The 18124-nt window shown below is 75.1% G+C and carries 14 protein-coding genes; 11 read left to right on the top strand and 3 right to left on the bottom strand.

Annotated elements, in window-relative coordinates; genetic code table 11:
• Positions 1 to 109 precede the first annotated feature (109 nt).
• The gene (locus tag ABD948_RS12705) at positions 110 to 1963 is read left to right on the top strand and encodes an NAD(P)-binding domain-containing protein (protein ID WP_345266307.1); all 1854 of its coding nucleotides are present in this window, start codon (positions 110 to 112) and stop codon (positions 1961 to 1963) included.
• A gap of 87 nt (positions 1964 to 2050) precedes the next feature.
• Here the strand turns inward: ABD948_RS12705 and ABD948_RS12700 are convergent, their stop codons facing one another.
• The gene (locus ABD948_RS12700) at positions 2051 to 2959 is read right to left on the bottom strand and encodes a hypothetical protein (RefSeq protein ID WP_345266305.1); all 909 of its coding nucleotides are present in this window, start codon (positions 2957 to 2959) and stop codon (positions 2051 to 2053) included.
• Between the two features lie 216 nt (positions 2960 to 3175).
• Here ABD948_RS12700 and ABD948_RS12695 point away from each other — a divergent pair, with 216 nt between their 5' ends.
• Both ABD948_RS12695 and ABD948_RS12690 read left to right on the top strand, forming a co-directional pair.
• On the top strand, positions 3176 to 3676 hold the full coding sequence (locus ABD948_RS12695) for a nuclear transport factor 2 family protein (protein ID WP_345266303.1): 501 nt from the start codon (positions 3176 to 3178) through the stop codon (positions 3674 to 3676).
• A 64-nt stretch (positions 3677 to 3740) separates the two neighbouring features.
• Complete coding sequence (locus ABD948_RS12690) at positions 3741 to 4241, top strand: PGPGW domain-containing protein (protein ID WP_345266301.1); 501 nt, start codon at positions 3741 to 3743, stop codon at positions 4239 to 4241.
• A 267-nt stretch (positions 4242 to 4508) separates the two neighbouring features.
• Here ABD948_RS12690 and ABD948_RS12685 read toward each other — a convergent pair whose 3' ends face one another.
• Complete coding sequence (locus ABD948_RS12685) at positions 4509 to 5072, bottom strand: LPXTG cell wall anchor domain-containing protein (RefSeq protein ID WP_345266299.1); 564 nt, start codon at positions 5070 to 5072, stop codon at positions 4509 to 4511.
• 89 nt (positions 5073 to 5161) lie between these two features.
• Entirely contained in the window at positions 5162 to 5944 is a 783-nt protein-coding gene (locus tag ABD948_RS12680; protein ID WP_345266297.1) for a sortase domain-containing protein, read from the bottom strand.
• Between the two features lie 82 nt (positions 5945 to 6026).
• Between ABD948_RS12680 and recC the strand changes: the two genes are divergently transcribed.
• The 8 genes from recC to ABD948_RS12640 all read left to right on the top strand — a co-directional run bounded on the left by recC (position 6027) and on the right by ABD948_RS12640 (position 18106).
• Entirely contained in the window at positions 6027 to 9452 is a 3426-nt protein-coding gene (gene recC, locus ABD948_RS12675; RefSeq protein WP_345266295.1) for an exodeoxyribonuclease V subunit gamma, read from the top strand.
• Entirely contained in the window at positions 9449 to 12874 is a 3426-nt protein-coding gene (locus tag ABD948_RS12670) for a UvrD-helicase domain-containing protein (RefSeq protein WP_345266293.1), read from the top strand. Before recC ends, ABD948_RS12670 begins: the two co-directional genes overlap by 4 nt.
• Positions 12871 to 14724: an exodeoxyribonuclease V subunit alpha gene (gene recD / locus ABD948_RS12665; RefSeq protein ID WP_345266291.1), complete on the top strand. Its 1854-nt coding sequence runs from the start codon at positions 12871 to 12873 to the stop codon at positions 14722 to 14724. The genes ABD948_RS12670 and recD overlap by 4 nt, the downstream gene beginning before the upstream one ends.
• A 14-nt stretch (positions 14725 to 14738) precedes the next feature.
• Entirely contained in the window at positions 14739 to 15350 is a 612-nt protein-coding gene (locus ABD948_RS12660) for an ACT domain-containing protein (RefSeq protein ID WP_345266289.1), read from the top strand.
• 76 nt (positions 15351 to 15426) lie between these two features.
• Positions 15427 to 15879, top strand: coding sequence for a nitroreductase family deazaflavin-dependent oxidoreductase (locus ABD948_RS12655; RefSeq protein ID WP_345266287.1), 453 nt, complete (start codon positions 15427 to 15429; stop codon positions 15877 to 15879).
• 3 nt (positions 15880 to 15882) lie between these two features.
• The gene (locus ABD948_RS12650; protein WP_345266285.1) at positions 15883 to 16563 is read left to right on the top strand and encodes a class I SAM-dependent methyltransferase; all 681 of its coding nucleotides are present in this window, start codon (positions 15883 to 15885) and stop codon (positions 16561 to 16563) included.
• Between the two features lie 77 nt (positions 16564 to 16640).
• The gene (locus tag ABD948_RS12645) at positions 16641 to 17336 is read left to right on the top strand and encodes an NAD-dependent deacylase (protein ID WP_345266283.1); all 696 of its coding nucleotides are present in this window, start codon (positions 16641 to 16643) and stop codon (positions 17334 to 17336) included.
• Between the two features lie 68 nt (positions 17337 to 17404).
• The gene (locus ABD948_RS12640) at positions 17405 to 18106 is read left to right on the top strand and encodes a LolA-like protein (RefSeq protein ID WP_345266281.1); all 702 of its coding nucleotides are present in this window, start codon (positions 17405 to 17407) and stop codon (positions 18104 to 18106) included.
• The last annotated feature ends 18 nt before the right edge of the window (positions 18107 to 18124 follow it).

Below are 18124 nucleotides of genomic sequence, written 5' to 3'. Positions count from 1 at the left end.
CACCTCCCCGACGGCTCCCCACCGACGATACGGCGCGGCTGTGAGCGGCGCCACATGCAACCGGCTGCAACGCTTCCGCGCGCGGCGCGCACACGGTGGTGTGGGCCCCATGACCCAGACCCTCGATCACCCCACCAGCACCACCGACCCGCAGCAGCGGGCCCAGGCGTGGTTCGCCTCCTTCGAGGCCGCGCTGCGCGCCCGCGACGTCGCCGCGGCGGCCGGTCACTTCGCCACCGAGAGCTACTGGCGTGACCTGGTGGCCTTCACCTGGAACCTGAAGACCGTCGAGGGCCGCGACGGCGTCAGCGACCTGCTGGCCGAGACGCTGGACCGCGTCGACCCCGGCGGGTTCGAGGTCGCCGAGCCGCCCGAGGAGGCCGACGGCGTCGTCACGGCCTGGTTCGAGTTCGAGACCGGCGTGGGTCGCGGGCGCGGCCTGGTGCGGCTGGTGCCGGCCGAGGAGGGTGACGACGGCACCTCCGGCACCGGCGACCGCGCCTGGACCTTCCTCACCACGATGCACGAGCTCAAGGGCCACGAGGAGCCGCGCGGCGCCCGTCGCCCGCCGGGCGCGGAGCATGGCGCCGACAAGCACCGCACCACCTGGCTGGAGCACCGCCAGCAGGAGGCGGAGTCGCTCGGCTCCACCGAGCAGCCCTACGTGCTGGTGATCGGCGGCGGGCAGGGCGGCATCGCGCTCGGGGCCCGGCTGCGTCAGCTGGGCGTGCCGGCGCTCGTCATCGACAAGCACGCGCGCCCCGGCGACCAGTGGCGCAACCGCTACAAGAGCCTGTGCCTGCACGACCCGGTCTGGTACGACCACCTGCCGTACCTGAAGTTCCCCGACAACTGGCCGGTGTTCGCGCCCAAGGACAAGATCGGCGACTGGCTGGAGTTCTACACCCGCGTCATGGAGGTGCCCTACTGGTCGAGCACGGTGGCCACCTCCGCCTCCTGGTCGGAGGAGAAGGGCGAGTGGACCGTCGAGATCGAGCGGGAGGGCCGCCCGCTCACGCTGCGCCCCCAGCAGCTGGTGCTCGCCACCGGCATGAGCGGCAAGCCCAACCTGCCCCAGCTGCCGGGCCAGGACGTCTTCCGCGGCGACCAGCACCACTCCTCGGCGCACCCCGGCCCGGACGCGTACGCCGGCAAGAAGTGCGTCGTCATCGGCTCCAACAACTCCGCCTTCGACATCTGCGGTGCGCTGTGGGAGCACGACGCCGACGTGACGATGGTGCAGCGCTCCTCCACCCACATCGTCAAGAGCGACAGCCTGATGGAGTACGGCCTCGGCGACCTCTACTCCGAGCGCGCGCTGGCGGCCGGCGTCACGACCGAGAAGGCCGACCTCATCTTCGCCTCGCTGCCCTACCGGATCCTGCACACCTTCCAGATCCCCGCCTACGAGGCGATGGCCGAGAAGGACGCCGACTTCTACGAGCGGCTGGAGCGGGCGGGCTTCCGGCACGACTGGGGCGACGACGGCTCGGGCCTGTTCATGAAGTACCTGCGCCGCGGGTCGGGCTACTACATCGACGTCGGCGCGGCCGAGCTCGTCGCCGACGGCGAGGTGAAGCTGGCCCACGGGCAGGTGACGCACCTGACCGAGGACTCCGTCGTCCTCGACGACGGCACGGAGCTGCCGGCCGACCTGGTCGTCTACGCCACCGGCTACGGCTCGATGAACGGCTGGGCCGCGGACCTGATCAGCCAGGAGGTCGCCGACACCGTGGGCAAGTGCTGGGGCCTGGGGTCGGACACCACCAAGGACCCTGGCCCCTGGGAGGGCGAGCAGCGCAACATGTGGAAGCCCACCCAGCAGGAGGCGCTGTGGTTCCACGGCGGCAACCTGCACCAGTCGCGGCACTACTCGCTCTACCTGGCGCTGCAGCTCAAGGCGCGGCTCGAGGGCATCCCGACGCCCGTGTACGGGCTGCAGGAGGTGCACCACCTCGGCTGAGTCGCTCGTCGCTGGGTCACCGACGAGACGCACGAGGGCCCCGGAGCAGCGCTCCGGGGCCCTCGTCGTGGTGCGGTCGGGTGACGCTCAGGCGGTGGCCGTGGCGCTGCCCGGGCAGATGATGGGCAGCGGCAGGATGCCGCAGACCTGTCCGAGCGGGAGCTGGTTGACGAGCAGGAACAGGGCGTCGAGACCGGGAACGTCGGCGATCCCTGGGAACTCCGGGACACCGGGCACCTGGGGGATGGGCAGCGAGCCCGGGGTGACGACGCCGGCGGCGAGGTCGCAGATGCCCTGCGGCAGGCCCGCCGTGCAGAGCGGCTGGATGGCGCTCGTGCCGCCCGCGCCCGGCGCGCCGGTGGCGGCGTCGCAGACGGCCTGCGGCAGGCCGGCGTCGCACAGGGCCTGGATCGGGCTGGCGCCGCCGCTGCCACCCGGGTTCGGCAGCGCGCCGAGCGCGTCGCAGATAGGCAGCGGCAGGTTGTCACAGATGGGGTCCAGCGGACCGGTCGGGTCCGTGGGGTCGGTCGGGTCCGTGGGGTCCGTCGGGTCCGTGGGGTCGGTCGGGTCGGGGTTGTCGTTCATGCAGGTGTTGTAGGCGCGGACGGCGACCAGCGCCTCGCGGAAGGCGGCCTTCTTGGCGGTCTTCGCGCGCTTCTGCGCGGCCACGGCCTTGCGTACCTTGGCCTGGGCCTTGGCCTTCGCCTTGCGGCCCTCCGCACGCTTGACGGCCTTGCGCGCCTTCGAGGTCTTCTTCTGGGCGGCCTGCAGGGTGGCGAGGGCACCGCGGGCCTGCGCGATGGCGGCACCGGCGCGGGCCTCCTCGGCGTCGCAGGCACCGGCGGCGGCGCGACCGGGCGCGGCGGAGGCCGCGCCGGGTGCGGCGCTGGCGGTGCTCAGGGCCGGCGCCATCACGGCGACGACGGCCAGCGCGACGACGGCGCTGGCCAGCGTGGCGAGCAGTGCACGGGCGTGCTCGCGGGCGTGTCGGATCATGCGGGTTCCCTCCCCATCGGGCCCCTGGGGCGAGGCCGGTCCTGCGACGGTGACACGGGTCACGTGCGGGCGGGCACGATCGCGCGGAATCGCAGCCGTTCGGCGCGAGATTTCACCCGACCGGTCCAGAGCACTGACCCGACCGGACTACGTGCGGCAGCTGGCGACAGTGGCTCAGCGGTGGCTCAGCACTCCCTGCACTGGTTGGATCGCCTGATGGCGAGCACCGGACCCTGGTCGACGTCGGAGATCACCGAGGCCTACGCGGCCCTGCACCGCGACGTGCAGGGGTACGCCGACTCGGGGGACTGGCACGGCTTCGCCGACCACTTCACCACCGACGCCACCTACGTGGAGCACGCCTACGGCACCTTCCGCGGCCGGGAGGAGATCCGCGCCTGGTCGGTGGCCACCATGACGTCGTTCCCGGGGTCGGTGATGACCAGCTTCCCGCTCGCCTGGCAGGTGGTCGACGAGGAGGCGGCCCGGCTGGTGTGCGAGGTGCGCAACCTGATGCCCGACCCGGGCGACGGTTCCCTGCACGAGGCCTCCAACCTCACGATCATGACCTACGCCGGCGACGGGTTGTTCTCCCGCGAGGAGGACGTCTACAACCCGCTGCGCTTCCACTCCATGACGCTGCGCTGGGCGCGGGTCGCCGCCGAGCACGGCCGTCTGGACGACGAGGGGCGCGCGTACCTGGACCAGCACGGGTGACGCCACGCCACGCTCGTCACTGCTGGTGCGGACAGGTGTTGGCGACGTCTGACAGCATCGGGGCATGAAGGGAGCCGCCAAGCGCGTCGCACTCGAGGTGCTCGGTTGGACCCTCGTGGTCGGCGGAATCGCCGCGCTGATCCTTCCCGGCCCGGGCCTGCTGATGCTCTTCGGGGGCCTGGCGGTGCTCTCCCAGCAGTACGAGTGGGCCGAGAAGCGCCTGGACCCGGTGAAGTTCCGCGCCCTCAAGGGCGCCGCGGAGAGCGTCGAGACGCCGCTGCGCATCGCGATCTCGCTGGGCGGCGTCGTGCTGCTGGTGGCCGCCGGGGTGCTGTGGGCGATGAGCCCGCCGGTGCCCGGCTGGTGGCCGCTGGCCGAGTCCTGGTGGCTCCCGGGAGGCGCCGCCACGGCGGCCACCCAGTTCGCCTCCGCGGTGATCGCCCTGGCCCTGATCATCTACTCCTACCGCCGCTTCCACGGCCGGCCCGAGGCGGTCGAGAAGCTCGAGAGCGACTACCGCGAGGCCGTCGAGCGCCGGGCCCAGGTGGCCAGCGAGCGCGCCTGATCCACCGATCCTGCTCGCCCACCCGTCGCCGGGTGTGACGGCTGAGCGGTCGACCCGGTCCTTGTTGTGACGGGTGGGTGGTCGACCCGGCTCTCGTTGTGACGGGTGGGTGGTCGACCCGGCTCTCGTTGTGACGGGTGGGTGGTCGACCCGGCTCTTGTTGTGACGGGTGGGTGGTCGACCCGGTTCTTGTTGTGACGGGTGGGTGGTCGACCCGGCGCACCCGACGAGGGGTCGGTGCGATCGGGCGGTGGACCCGAGGCGGCCTCAGGCGAGGACGGGGCGCTGGCGTCGTGCGACGACGACCAGGGTGCCGCCGCTGCCCACGAGGCCGAGGCCGAGCAGCAGCAGCCAGAAGTCGGGCCCGCCGGTGTCGGGCAGCAGCCCGCCGGGGCCCTGGTCCTGGTCGTCGCGCTGGTCGTCGTCGGGCAGCGCGCCGCGGCTCACCTGCAGCGCGGCGGTGTCCTGGCAGCCTCGGAAGACCGAGTCCTCGGTGGGGCTGAAGGTCAGGCGCGCGGTGTAGTCGCCCACCTCGGTGAGCGGGCGGCCGCGCAGCGTGAGGCTGCCGCCGCGGTAGTCGGCGACGAGGGAGTAGACCGGGCCTGCGCCGTCGCGCGAGACGGTCAGCTGCACCTCGCCGGATGGGCGCTCGGTGCTGTTGGCGTCCACGGTGACGGTCGCGCGGAAGGCGTTGCCCACGCGCACCACGTCGGGGGTGGCGATGCTGCAGCGGGTGGCGGTGCCGGCCACGTAGTCGTCCGCGGCAGCGGCGACGGGTAGCCCGAGAAGGGCCGCGAGCAGGCTCACGACGATGGCCAGACGCTGGGTCACGGGCGCTCCTGGGTCGGGGGGTTGTCCGGGCAACGAGGCAGCGGGGGCTGCGTCACGTGCTCACCGCAGCCGGTCTGGACCGGTGACGGTCATGCTGCCGGCACCTTGGGCACGGTCTCGACCAGGCGCCCGAAGGTGACGCTGCGGTTGTCGGTGTGGAAGATCTCCGAGCAGGTGAGCAGCGTGATCAGCCGGTCCTGCGGACCGGTCAGCGGAGCCGTGACGCCGGTGGGGTCGGGGTTGACGGGTCGGGGGTCGAGCACCCAGTCGGCGGTGAAGTCCACGATCAGCTCGCTGCCGCCGTTGGTCAGCTCGTAGAGGTGCACGGCGTCGCGGGTCTCGACCTCCACGAGGTCGCCCTCGCGCAGCGTCGGGAAGTCGGCGAACGGCTCGCCGTTGGTGACGCGGTGGCCGGCCAGCACGTAGTTGCCCACCTCGCCCGCGTCGGCGGTCTCCTCCAGGTGCCCGACGCCGGCGGCCAGCACGTCGTCGCTGCTGCCGGCCAGCACGGGCACCACGTAGTCCTCGCCGAAGCGGGGGATCCGCAGCAGTGCCTCCACGGTGCCCCAGTCGGTGCTCGACGTCGTCGATCCCTGACCCCAGCTCTCCTCGACGGCGGCGACCGCCTCGGCCTGGCGGCCCTTCGAGAGCCAGTTGGTGCCCAGGAACTGCCACAGCACGACGCCGAGCAGCACCAGCCCGACCGTGACCATCACCCCGCCGCCGCCCAGCAGCGCCCGGCGTCGCCGGCGGTGGGCCGTGCTCTCCCGCCGACGCACCTCGCGGCGCACGTGACGGCGCGGCTCGGCCGCCGGGGGTGCAACCGGCGCCGGGGTGGGGGAGGGAGTGGGGGGCTCCCGCAGGTCGGTCATCGCAGCACTCAACGCGCCAGGCCACCGGGAGGTCACGCGGCGACGTCGGGCGGTGTCGGCGGCGGCCACTAGGGTCGCCGCGATGACCCTGCACCTGCACCGCGCCGCGCGCACCGACCGGCTCGCCGTGGCCCTCGGCGAGCTGCTCGCGGTGCCGCTGGCCGACCCCTTCGCGGAGGAGGTCGTGGTGGTGCCAGCGCGCGGGGTGGAGCGGTGGCTGACCCAGCAGCTCGCGCACCGGCTGGGTGTCGGCCCCCGCGGCGGCGACGGTGTCTGCGCGGGCGTCCGGTTCCTCAACCCGGCCTCGTTGGTGCAGCTGCTGCTGGGTCGAGATCGCGACGACCCCTGGCACCGCGACCAGCTGGTGTGGCCGCTGCTGGCCACGCTCGACGAGGTGCTCGACGAGCCCTGGGCCATGCCACTGGCCCGGCACCTGGGTCACGGCCGGCAGGGCGGGGACGGCGGGGTCGGCGCGGACGAGGAGACGGCGCAGCTGCGCCGCGGTCGGCGCTACTCGGTGGCGCTGCGCCTGGCCGGGCACCTGGCGCAGTACGCCGTGCAGCGCCCGCAGCTGGTCACCGACTGGCGCGAGGGCCGCGACACCGACGGCGCCGGCGGCGCGCTCGCCCCCGACCTGGCGTGGCAGCCCGAGCTGTGGCGCCGGCTGCTCGCCGCGGTGCCGCACGACCCGCCCGACGTCCGGCACGCCCGCACCCTGGAGCGTCTCGCCGCGGGCGGCGCCGAGACCGAGGCCCTCGACCTCCCCGCGCGGCTCTCGCTGTTCGGCCACACCCGACTGGCGCGCACCGAGGTGCAGCTGCTGCAGGCGCTCGGTCGGCACCGCGAGGTGCACCTGTGGCTGCCCCAGCCCTCGGGGGCGCTGTGGCGGGCGCTGCTCCCCGAGGTGGCCGCCGGTGTGGTGGCGCGTGAATCGGACACCAGCGCCCAGGCGGTGGCCCACCCGCTGCTGGCCTCGCTGGGCCGCGACACGCGCGAGCTGCGCCGCTCGCTGGCCGGGGCCGTCCCGGCCGAGCACGACACCGACCTCGACGCCGACCTCGACGCCGGCCTCGACGCCGGGTCACCGGGCACGCTGCTGGGCTGGCTGCAGGCCGACCTGCGCGCAGACCGGGTGCCCGACGCCGCGCGGCGGGCGGCCCGCGTGCCGCGACCCGGCGACCGGTCGCTGCAGGTGCACGCCTGCCACGGTCAGGCCCGCCAGGTGGAGGTGCTGCGGGAGGTGCTGGTGGGGCTGCTCGCCGACGACGAGACGCTCGAGCCCCGCGACATCCTGGTGATGTGCCCCGACATCGAGACCTTCGCACCGCTGGTCTCGGCCGGGTTCGGGCTGGGCGAGACCGCCCCGGGTGCGTCGTCGGGTGAGGCGGGCGAGGCCACGCACCCGGCGCACCGGTTGCGGGTGCGACTGGCCGACCGGGCCCTGTCCAGCACCAACCCGCTGCTCGCGGTCGCGGTGCGCCTGGTCGAGCTGGCCGGCGGACGGGTCACCGCCTCCGAGGTGCTCGACCTGATCGGTACACCGGCGGTGCGCCGGCGCTTCGGGTTCGGCGACGACGACCTCGACCGGATCGCGCGCTGGATCGCGGAGGCGGGCGTGCGCTGGGGTCTCGACGCCCCCAGCCGGGCCCGGTTCTCGATGAGCGACTTCCCCCAGAACACCTGGCGCGTGGGCTTGGACCGGGTGCTGCTCGGCGTCGCCATGAGCGGTGAGGACCACCGCACGCTCGGCGTCGGGCTGCCGCTCGACGACGTGGGCAGCAACGAGATCGACCTCGCCGGCCGGCTGGCCGAGCTGCTGCACCGCCTCGGCGCCACCCTCGAGGCGCTCGGCAGTGCCGAGGCCGCGGGCACGTGGATGCGGGTCCTCGGCGAGGGCGTGCTGGGCCTGGTCGAGGTCGAGGGCGACGACGCCTGGCAGGTGCCGCAGCTGGAGCGCGAGCTGGCCCGGGTGGCCGCGGCCGGGGCCGAGCGGGAGGTGCCGCTGCGGCTGGCCGACGTGCGCGCGCTGCTGGAGTCCCGCCTGGCCGGGCGGCCCACCCGCGCGAACTTCCGCACCGGCACCCTCACCGTCTGCACGATGACGCCCATGCGCTCGGTGCCGCACCGCGTGGTGTGCCTGGTGGGCCTCGACGACGGCGTGTTCCCGCGCCAGGTCAGCCTCGACGGCGACGACGTGTTGGCGCGCCGCCCGCTCACCGGTGAGCGCGACGCGCGCAGCGAGGACCGGCAGCTGCTGCTCGACGCCCTGCTGGCCGCCACCGAGCACGTGGTCATCACCTACACCGGAGCCAACGAGCACTCCGGGGCGCCGCGGCCTCCTGCGGTGCCGCTGGGCGAGGTGCTCGACGCCGTCGACCGCACCTGCGCGACCCCGGTCCGCGACCGGGTGCTGGTGCGTCACCCGCTGCAGCCGCACGACGCGCGCAACCTCGTGCCCGGCGGCGTGTGGCCGCCCGAGGTCGACGACCGGCCGTTCACCTTCGACGCCGCTGCCCTGGCCGGTGCTCGCGCCGCCGCGCGCGAGCGGGTTCCGGCGCCGCCGCTGCTGGTCGACCCGCTCCCACCCCTGCCCGCGGCCGACGTCTCGCTGGCCGACCTCAAGGCGTTCCTGCTCCACCCGGTCCGCACCTTCCTGCGCCAGCGCCTCGAGGTCGCCACCCCGCTCGCCCCCGACGAGGTGGGCGACGCGATGCCGGTCGAGCTCGACGGACTCGGCGGCTGGCAGGTCGGCCAGCACCTGCTCACCGAGCTGCTCGCGGGGCAGGACGCCCAGGCGGTGCTGCTGGCCGAGCAGCTGCGCGGCACGCTGCCGCCGGGCCAGCTCGGCATCGGGGCCCTGGGCGGGGTGGTGCAGCAGTGCCAGCGGGTGCTCGCCAGCACCGCCGCGCTGCGCGAGCACCCGGCGCGCGCCGTCGACGTCGACGTGCTGCTCGGCGACGGCCGCCGTCTCACCGGGACCGTGGCGGGTGTGCACGGCGCCAAGCTGGTCACGCTGGGCTACTCCCGGCTCAAGCCCCGCCAGCGGCTCGGCACCTGGGTCGACCTGCTCGCGCTGAGCGCCGGTCACCCCGACCAGAGCTTCACCGGGCACGCCGTGGGCCGCGAGCGGGCCGGGCCCAAGCGTGCCCTCAGCGGACCGCTCGACCACCGCGCCACCGGGTGGCTCGAGGAGCTGGTGGCGCTGCGCGACCGCGGGCTGCGCGAGCCGCTGCCCCTGCCCCTGGCCACCGCCTGTGCCTGGGCGGAGGCCGAGCACCGGCAGCAGCACGGCGACGACGTCGACCCGGTGGCCCTGGCGCGTCGCGAGTGGACCACCGACCCCCACAACTCCTTCGGCATCGAGGGCGAGGACGCCGACGCCCACCACCGGCGCTGGCTGGGCGAGTCCGCGCCGCTCGAGGCGTTGCTCGAGGCCGGCCTGCCCGAGCTCGCGCGCGCCGTGTGGGGCCCGCTGCTCGCCGGCGCCGAGCGGGTGGGTCCGCTGTGAGCCCCTTCTCGATCCGCGACCCGTTGCCCGAGCCCGGCACCACCACCCTGCTCGAGGCCAGCGCGGGCACCGGCAAGACCTGGACCATCGGGGCACTGGTGGCCCGCTGGGTGGCCGAGGGCGTGGCCGGTCTCGGCGACATGCTGGTGATCACCTTCGGCCGCGCCGCCAGCCAGGAGCTGCGCGAGCGGGTGCGCGAGCAGCTGGTGGAGGCCGAGCGTGCCCTCGACCCGGCGCCCGCCGCGCCGTCCGCCGCCGATCTGGAGCCCGAGCCCTCCGAGCTGGTCGCGCTGCTGCTCGACTGCCCGCCGGCAGAGCGGGCAGCCCGCCACACCCGCGTGCTGGCGGCGCTGGCCGACTTCGACGCCGCCACCATCGCCACCACCCACCAGTTCTGCTCGCTGGTGCTCGACTCGCTCGGAGTGGCTGGCGACACCGACCCCCGCGCCCGGCTGGTGGAGCAGCTCGACGACCTGGTGGGCGAGGTGGTCGACGACCTCTACCTGCGCGCCTTCGCGCACGCCGACGCGGCCCCGGAGTTCGGTCACGGCGAGGCGCTGGCGATCGCGCGCGCCGTGGTGGGCGACCCGCAGGCGGTGGTGCAGCCGGTCGGCGAGGACCCCTCCACGCCGGCCGGGCGGCGGGTCGCCTTCGCCGAGGCCGTGCGCCGCGAGGTCGACCTGCGCAAGCGGCGCCTGGGCCTGCTCTCCTACGACGACCTGCTCTCCCAGCTGGCCGGGGCGCTCGAGCCCGCGGACTCTCCCGCGCGGGTGCGCATGCGCGAGCGGTGGCGCATCGTGCTCGTCGACGAGTTCCAGGACACCGACCCGGTGCAGTGGTCGGTGCTCGACCGCGCCTTCTCCGGGGTCGCCACCATGGTGCTGATCGGCGACCCCAAGCAGGCCATCTACGCCTTCCGCGGAGGTGACGTCACCACCTACCTGCGTGCCGCCGCGGAAGCCACCACCGAGAAGACGCTGGCGCTCAGCTGGCGCAGCGACGCCGCGCTGCTGGCCGCCACCCAGCAGCTGCTCGAGGGCGCCGAGCTGGGCGACCCCCGCATCGTGGTGCGCCCCGTCGAGGCCCACCACGCAGGCCCGCGGCTGCAGGGCGCGCCGGTGGCAGCGCCGCTGCGGCTGCGCGCCGTGCGCCGCAGCGACCTCGGCCGGCGCGGCAGCGCCCCGCTGCCCGTCGGCGACGTGCGGCGTCACGTGGCGCTCGACCTCGCCCGCGACGTGCGCCGCCTGCTCGGCTCCGGTGCCACCTTCGCCGGGCGGCCGCTGGAGCCTGCCGACGTCGCGGTGATCTGCTACCGCAACAACGACCTCGCCGCCGCCCAGCAGGCCCTGGCCGCCGAGGGCATCCCCGCCGTCATGGCCGGCGGCGGCAGCGTCTTCGCCACTCCCGCCGCCGTCGAGTGGCTCACGCTGCTCGAGGCGCTCGAGCAGCCGCACCGGAGCCCCCGCGTGCGCGCCGCCGCGCTCACCGCCTTCCTGGGTCTCGACGCCGCCACCCTCGACGCCGGCGGCGACCGGCTCACCGACGAGCTCGCCGACCGGCTGCGCGGCTGGGTCGACCTCGTGGCCCGCCGCGGCGTCGCCGCCGTCCTGGAGTCCGCGGGCACCGGCGGACTCTCGGCGCGGGTGCTGGCCCAGGTGGGTGGCGACCGTCGCCTCACCGACCTGCGGCACGTGGGCGAGGTGCTGCACGAGGTGGCCCTGCGCGAGCGGCTCGGCGTCGTCGCGCTGCTGGCCTGGCTGCGCGAGCAGGTGCGCGAGGCGCAGGCGGGCCGCGGCGCGGAGCGCACCCGACGGCTCGACTCGGACGCCGCGGCGGTGCAGCTGGTCACCATCCACGCGAGCAAGGGTCTGCAGTACCCGGTGGTCTACCTGCCCTCGCTGGCCGACCGCTTCGTCGGCAAGCCCGTGCGACCGCTGCTGCACGACGCCGAGGGCGAGCGCTGCCTCGACGTCGGCGGCCCCGGCGGCAGCCGGTGGAGCGAGCACGTGCGCCGGGCCGCCGACGAGGAGGCGGGGGAGTGGCTGCGGCTGCTCTACGTCGCGATCACCCGCGCGCAGGCGCAGGTGGTGCTGTGGTGGGCACCCACCCGCAACGCGATCGCCTCACCGCTGCACCGGCTGCTCGCCCGCGAGGCCGGCTCCGAGGTGCCCGAGACGCCGAGCCTGCCCTCCGACGACGACCTGGTCGCGCTGCTCACCCGCTGGCGCGACCGCGGCGGCCCCGCACCCGAGGTGGCCCGGCCCGCCGACCCCGGCGCGGCACCCGCCGTGCCAGCGGCGGCCGAGCTGCACCACCGCACCTTCGCGCGCCCGGTCGACACCGACTGGCGACGCACCTCCTACAGCGCGCTCAGTGCCGCCGTCGAGGTGGCGGCCGGCGCTGCCGGTGCAGGCGGGCCGGCGGTCGGGAGCGAGCCGGAGTCGACGCCGCGCGAGGACGAGCCACGCGACGGCGTCCAGGCCGTGCCGACCCCCGTGCCGGCCCCCGCGAGCGGGCCCCTCGACGCCGGTGCGGGCGACTCGCTGGTGTCCCCGATGGCCGACCTGCCGGTGGGCGCCACCTTCGGCTCCCTGGTGCACGCGGTGCTGGAGCACGCCGACCCTGCGGCCGACGACCTGCACGCCCACCTGCTCGGGCTGGTCGAGGAGCACCTGGGCTGGTGGCCGGTGCCCGACCTGGACCGCCGGGCGCTGGCCACGGCACTGGTGGCCGTGCACGACAGCCCCCTGGGACCGCTGGCGCACGACGCGACCCTGCGCCGGATCGCGCGGAGCGACCGGCTGCGCGAGATGGACTTCGAGCTGCCGCTGGCCGGCGGCGAATCCGCGCGGGGGCCGGTGGCGCGCCCGCTGCGCCTGGGCGACCTCGCGCCGCTGCTCGAGCAGCACCTGCCACCCGACGACCCCGTCCGGGGCTACACCGCGCAGCTGGCCGGCCCGCTCGGCGACCAGCCGCTGCGCGGCTACCTCACCGGCTCGGTCGACGTCGTCCTGCGGGTCCCCGAGCCGGACGGGTCCGGGGTGCGCTACCTGGTGGTCGACTACAAGACCAACTGGCTGGGCCCCCGCGAGCTGCGACCCACGGCGCACAGCTACGCGCCCGCGGCGCTCGAGGCGGCCATGACCCATTCGGACTACCCGCTGCAGGCGCTGCTCTACGCCACGGTGCTGCACCGGTTCCTGCGGTGGCGTCAGCCCGGCTACGACCCCGAGCGGCACCTGGGCGGCGTGCTCTACCTCTACCTGCGAGGGATGTGCGGCCCCGAGACGCCCGTGCTCGACGGTCACCCCTGCGGCGTCTTCTCCTGGCGACCGCCGGCCGCGCTCGTCGTCGCGCTCTCCGACCTGCTCGACGGCGCCCCGCCGAGCCCGCCGGACCCGAGCGGGGGCGGCCCCCGATGACCGAGCTCTTCGAGCCCGCCGACGCCCGCGACTGGCGCCTCACCACCGCCGGCCCCGACCTGCTGACCCGGGCCAACGCGGCCGGGCTGCTGACCTCCTCCGACGTGCACGTGGCCACCCGGGTGGGTGCGTTGGGCGGCGAGACCGACCCCGCCGTCCTGCTGGCTCTCGCGCTGGCGGTGCGGGCCGTGCGGCGCGGGTCGGTGTGCGTGCGCCTGGCCGAGGCGCAGGCGTCGGCGGGCCTGCCCGAGGAGGCGGGGCTGGCCTGGCCCGAGCCCGCGGCGTGGGAGGCCGCCGTGGCCGCCTCGCCGCTCACCCTCGCCGGGGTGCTGCGCAGCGAGCACGGCCTGCTCTACCTCGACCGCTACCACCGGCTCGAGCGCGGCGTGTGCCGGGACCTGCTGACCCGCCTGGACGAGCCGGTGCCCGAGATCGACGGCGTGGCACTCGAGGTCACGCTGCCGCTGATCCGCGACGAGCACCTCTCACCGGAGCAGGAAATGGCGGTGCGCGGTGCGCTGGGCCGCACCACCACCGTGCTCACCGGTGGGCCCGGCACGGGCAAGACCACCACCGTGGCGCGAGCGCTCGTGCTGCTCGCCGCGCAGGCCGGCGCACGCGGCGAGCGGGTCTCGGTCGCCCTCGCCGCCCCCACCGGCAAGGCGGCGACCCGGTTGCAGGAGGCGGTGGCCGGCGAGCTGGCCGGCATCGCCGCCCAGGGTCCCGCGGCGGCGGCCGCCGTCGAGCGGGTCGGTCAGCCGCAGGGCGTCACCCTGCACCGGCTGCTCGGCTGGCGGCCCGACAACAGCACGCGGTTCCGGCACGACCGCACCAACCGGCTCAAGCACGACGTCGTGGTGGTCGACGAGTGCTCGATGGTCGAGCTGACGCTGATGAGCCGGCTCCTGGAGGCGGTGCGGCCCGAGGCGCGGCTGATCCTGGCCGGCGACCCCCAGCAGCTCACCTCGGTGGGCGCCGGCGCGGTGCTGAAGGACCTCGTCGACGGCCTCGAGCAGCACCCGGCGGCCCCGGTGGCCGGGCTGACCCGCAACTTCCGCAGCGAGGAGGACATCAAGGCCCTCGCCACCGCACTGCGGGTCGGCGACGCCGACGCCGTGCTCGACGTCCTGCGGTCGGGGTCCACCCAGGTGCAGCTGGTCGAGGCGGCCACGCCCGAGGAGGTGGAGGCGGCGCTCCGCGAGGTCGCCCTGGCGCCCGCACTCGCGGTGCGGGCCGCGGCGCTGGAGGGCCGGGCGGGCGACGCCGTCGCGCAGCTGGACCTGCACCGGCTGCTGTGCGCCCACCGCGAGGGACCTTTCGGGGTGCGGCACTGGAACCAGCGGGTCGAGGGCTGGCTGGCCGAGGACCCCGCCGCGGCGCTCGACCTGCGCGGCCCCTGGTACGCCGGCCGCCCACTGCTGGTCACGCGCAACGACTACGCCCTCGACGTCTACAACGGCGAGGTGGGCGTGGTCGTGCGCGACGGCACCCGCCTGCGGGCGCACATCGCGGGGTCCGGCGGGTTGCAGGAGTTCGCTCCCGGGCGCCTCGACACCGTCGAGACCATGCACGCCTCCACCATCCACAAGGCCCAGGGCAGCCAGGCCTCGCAGGTCACGGTCCTCCTGCCCGACGCCGACTCCCAGCTGCTCACCCGCGAGCTCTTCTACACCGCCGTCACGCGCGCGCAGCACCACGTGCGCGTCGTCGGCACCGAGGCCGCGGTACGGGCCGCCGTGGCCACCCGCGCGGTGCGGGCCACCGGCCTGACCGCCCGCCTGGCCGCAGGGGCCCGTCACACGGACGACATCAGCGGTGCGGACAGTGGGCGATCCGCGCAACGCGGATGATCTAGCGTGACGCCGTGCCCTACCTGCTGCGCGTCGAGCTGCCCGACATCCCCGGATCGCTGGGCCGCGTGGCGACCGCGATCGGTGAGGCGGGCGGCGACATCGAGGCCATCGAGATCGTCGAGAAGCGCGACGACGGCACCGCGCTGGACGACGTGCTCCTCGAGACCGACCCCGGCACCATGCCCGACTCGATCGTCTCGGCGTGCAACGCGCTGCCCGGCGTGCGGGTGGTGTGGATCAGTCGCTACGCCGCGGGCGGCAACCTGACCCTCGACCTCGAGGCCGCCGAGGAGCTCACGGTCGAGCCCGCGCGGGCCCTCGACCGCCTCGTGGACCTGCTGCCCGACACCTTCCGCGTGGACTGGGGGGCGCGGGTGCACCGGGCGCAGGGCATCGTGCACGCCACCGGCGCCGCGCCCGACCACCTCGACTTCGTCGACCTCGACGCGCCCACCCGCCTCGAGCCGCCCACCCCCGACGACGTCACCCTCTTCGCGGCCTGCCGGCTGGGCGGCAACGAGATCGTGGTGGTCGGACGGCGTGGCGGCCCCGAGTTCCTCGACTCCGAGCTGGCCCGGCTCGGGTTCCTCGCCGGTCTGGCGCTGACCATCCACCCCGTGTGAGTCCCGCCCGACACTCCCGAGCCGGCCGACACGCCGCCCGGGAATGGTCGGCGGCCGTGCTGGGTTCCTGACTCACATGGCACTGGAAGGCGAGTACGAGCCCAGCCCCGAGCAGTGGGTGCGCGAGCAGGTCGAGACCTACGAGGCCACCGGCGGCCGGGAGGCCAACACCCTCCCCGACCACCCCGAGTGGCCGATCGTCGTCATCACCTCGCGGGGCGCGAAGTCCGGCAAGCTGCGCAAGAACCCGGTGATGCGCGTCGAGCACGAGGGCGTCTACGCGGCGGTGGCCTCCAAGGGCGGCGCGCCCGAGCACCCCGCCTGGTACGCCAACTTCAAGGAGCACCCGCACGTGGTGCTGCAGGACGGCGCCGAGCCGCACGACTACTTGGCCCGCGAGATCACCGACCCCACCGAGCGGGCCCAGTGGTGGGCGCGCGCCGTCGAGGTGTACTCCCCGTACGCCGAGTACCAGGAGAAGACCGACCGGCTCATCCCGGTGTTCCTCCTGGAGCGCACGGACGGCTGAGGCGTGAGCGACGCCGACCCTGGCGCGCCGTCGTCGCGCTGGCGGCGGATCGCCCAGGAGGCGCACGGCGAGGACTACGCGGCCGCCTACGCGGAGCGGTTCGCCGCGATGGCGGCGGCGGGTGAGGACGTGCACGGCGAGGCCGCTCTGGTCGCGCGGCTCGTCCAGCCGCCGGCGCGCGTGCTCGACGCCGGTTGCGGCACCGGGCGGATCGCCGTCCGGCTGGCCGAGCTGGGGCACCCGGTCGTGGGCGTCGACGTCGACGAGCCGATGCTCGAGCAGGCGCGCGCGGCCGCTCCGCACCTGCGCTGGGAGCTCGGCGACCTGTCCGTGCTGGACCTCGGCGAGCGCTTCGACCTCGTGCTGGTGGCCGGCAACACGATCCCGCTCCTCGAGGCCGGCACCCTGGCGCAGACCGCCGAGCGCCTGGCCGCCCACCTCGCGCCCGGCGGGCTGCTGGTGTGCGGCTTCGGCCTCGACGCCGACCACCTGCCCGACGGCTGCCCCGTGACCCCGCTGGCCGACGTCGACGCCGCCTTCGCCGCCGCCGGCCTCGAGCCGGTGGACCGCCTCGCCGGCTGGGACGGCACCCCCCTGCCCCCCGACGCCGATCCCGCCGCCACCGACCGGCCGGACCGGCCCGGCTACGTCGTCACGCTCGACCGGCTGCCCTCACCCCGATAGTCCGCAGCAATGTGGTCGTGGCACCCGCTCGGTAACGACCACTTTGCTGCGGACTATCGCTCGCCTAGCATCCGGTGGTGCGCATCGTGGTGCTGACGGGGGCGGGGATCTCCGCGGAGAGCGGGGTGCCGACCTTCCGCGACGCCGACGGGCTCTGGGAGGGGCACAGGGTCGAGGAGGTCGCGACCCCCGAGGCGTTCGTGGCCGACCCCGCGCTGGTGCAGTCCTTCTACGACGCCCGCCGGGCGGCGTTGGCCGGCGTCGAGCCCAACCCGGCGCACCACGCTCTCGCGCGCCTCGAGCGGGCGCTGGGCGAGGACCTGCTGCTGGTGACCCAGAACATCGACGACCTGCACGAGCGCGGCGGCTCCACGGGGGTGCTGCACATGCACGGCGAGCTGCTCTCGGCCCTGTGCGCCGGCTGCGCGGCCCGCTCGCGCTGGGAGGGGCCGCTGGCCGAGGCCCCCGACTGCCCGGGATGCGGCGAGGCGGCGCTGCGGCCCGACGTCGTGTGGTTCGGCGAGGTGCCCTACCAGATGGAGCGGATCTTCGGGGCCCTCGACGCCGCCGACCTGTTCGTCTCCATCGGCACCTCCGGCGCGGTCTACCCCGCGGCCGGCTTCGTGCAGTACGCCCGACGACGCGGCGCCCGCGCGCTGGAGCTCAACCTGCAGCCCAGCGACGGCACGCTGTGGTTCAACGAGGCCCGCCACGGTCCGGCGAGCGAGCTGGTGCCCGCCTGGGTCGACGAGGTGCTGGTCTCCGCCGGCTGACCGGACCAGTCGGCCGCTCGGACGAGGTTTGCGGGCCACGGGTCCGCGCGACCTGCGAGGATGCGCCCATGATGCGCACCCGCTCCACCACCCGGACCCCCCTCGCCACCGCGGCCGTCGCCGCGGTCGCCGCGCTCGCGCTAACCGGTTGCAGCGGCGGGTCGGACTTCGCCGACTCCTCGGCCGAGGACATCATCACCGCCGCCAGCGAGGACATGCAGGCGTTGGAGTCGGTGCACATCGACGCCGACATCACCACCGACGGCCAGCAGATCACCCTCGACATCTCCCTCGACACCGACGGCGCCTGCACCGGCACCGTGGGCCTGGGCGAGGGCACCGCCGAGATCGTCTCGGTCGACGGCCAGAGCTGGTTCAAGGCCGACCAGGCGCTCTACGAGGCGCTGGTGGGCGAGCAGGCCGAGCAGATCACCGCCGTCGTCGGCGACAACTGGGTGGCCGACGAGCAGGGCCAGTTCGGCAGCTTCTGCGACCTCGACAGCCTGCTGGAGGACATCGGCGACCCCGAGGCCGGGAACGCGGAGAAGGACGGCACCGAGGAGGTCGACGGCGAGGAGGCCGTCCGGCTGGTCAGCGAGGACGAGGGCGACACCACCACGGCGTTCGTGGCCGTGGACGAGCCGCACCACATCCTGCGCGTCGAGGTCGAGGGCGACAACGCCGGCGAGGCCACGTTCTCGGAGTTCGACGAGACCGTCGAGGCCGAGGCTCCCGCCGAGGACGAGATCGTGGAGCTGCCCGGCGCCTGAGGCCGGACCACCGGACCA

The sequence above is a fragment of the Nocardioides nanhaiensis genome (genome assembly GCF_039542785.1).
GTDB lineage: Bacteria > Actinomycetota > Actinomycetes > Propionibacteriales > Nocardioidaceae > Nocardioides > Nocardioides nanhaiensis.
The sequence above is the reverse complement of the archived record's forward strand: the minus strand, read 5'-3'. Positions and strand labels throughout refer to the sequence as shown.

Coding starts and splice junctions, on each gene's coding strand:
- ABD948_RS12705 (WP_345266307.1), top strand. CDS start 110: ATGACCCAGACCCTCGATCACCCCACCAGCACCACCGACCCGCAGCAG.
- ABD948_RS12700 (WP_345266305.1), bottom strand. CDS start 2,959: ATGATCCGACACGCCCGCGAGCACGCCCGTGCACTGCTCGCCACGCTG.
- ABD948_RS12695 (WP_345266303.1), top strand. CDS start 3,176: ATGGCGAGCACCGGACCCTGGTCGACGTCGGAGATCACCGAGGCCTAC.
- ABD948_RS12690 (WP_345266301.1), top strand. CDS start 3,741: ATGAAGGGAGCCGCCAAGCGCGTCGCACTCGAGGTGCTCGGTTGGACC.
- ABD948_RS12680 (WP_345266297.1), bottom strand. CDS start 5,944: ATGACCGACCTGCGGGAGCCCCCCACTCCCTCCCCCACCCCGGCGCCG.
- recC (WP_345266295.1), top strand. CDS start 6,027: ATGACCCTGCACCTGCACCGCGCCGCGCGCACCGACCGGCTCGCCGTG.
- recD (WP_345266291.1), top strand. CDS start 12,871: ATGACCGAGCTCTTCGAGCCCGCCGACGCCCGCGACTGGCGCCTCACC.
- ABD948_RS12655 (WP_345266287.1), top strand. CDS start 15,427: ATGGCACTGGAAGGCGAGTACGAGCCCAGCCCCGAGCAGTGGGTGCGC.
- ABD948_RS12640 (WP_345266281.1), top strand. CDS start 17,405: ATGATGCGCACCCGCTCCACCACCCGGACCCCCCTCGCCACCGCGGCC.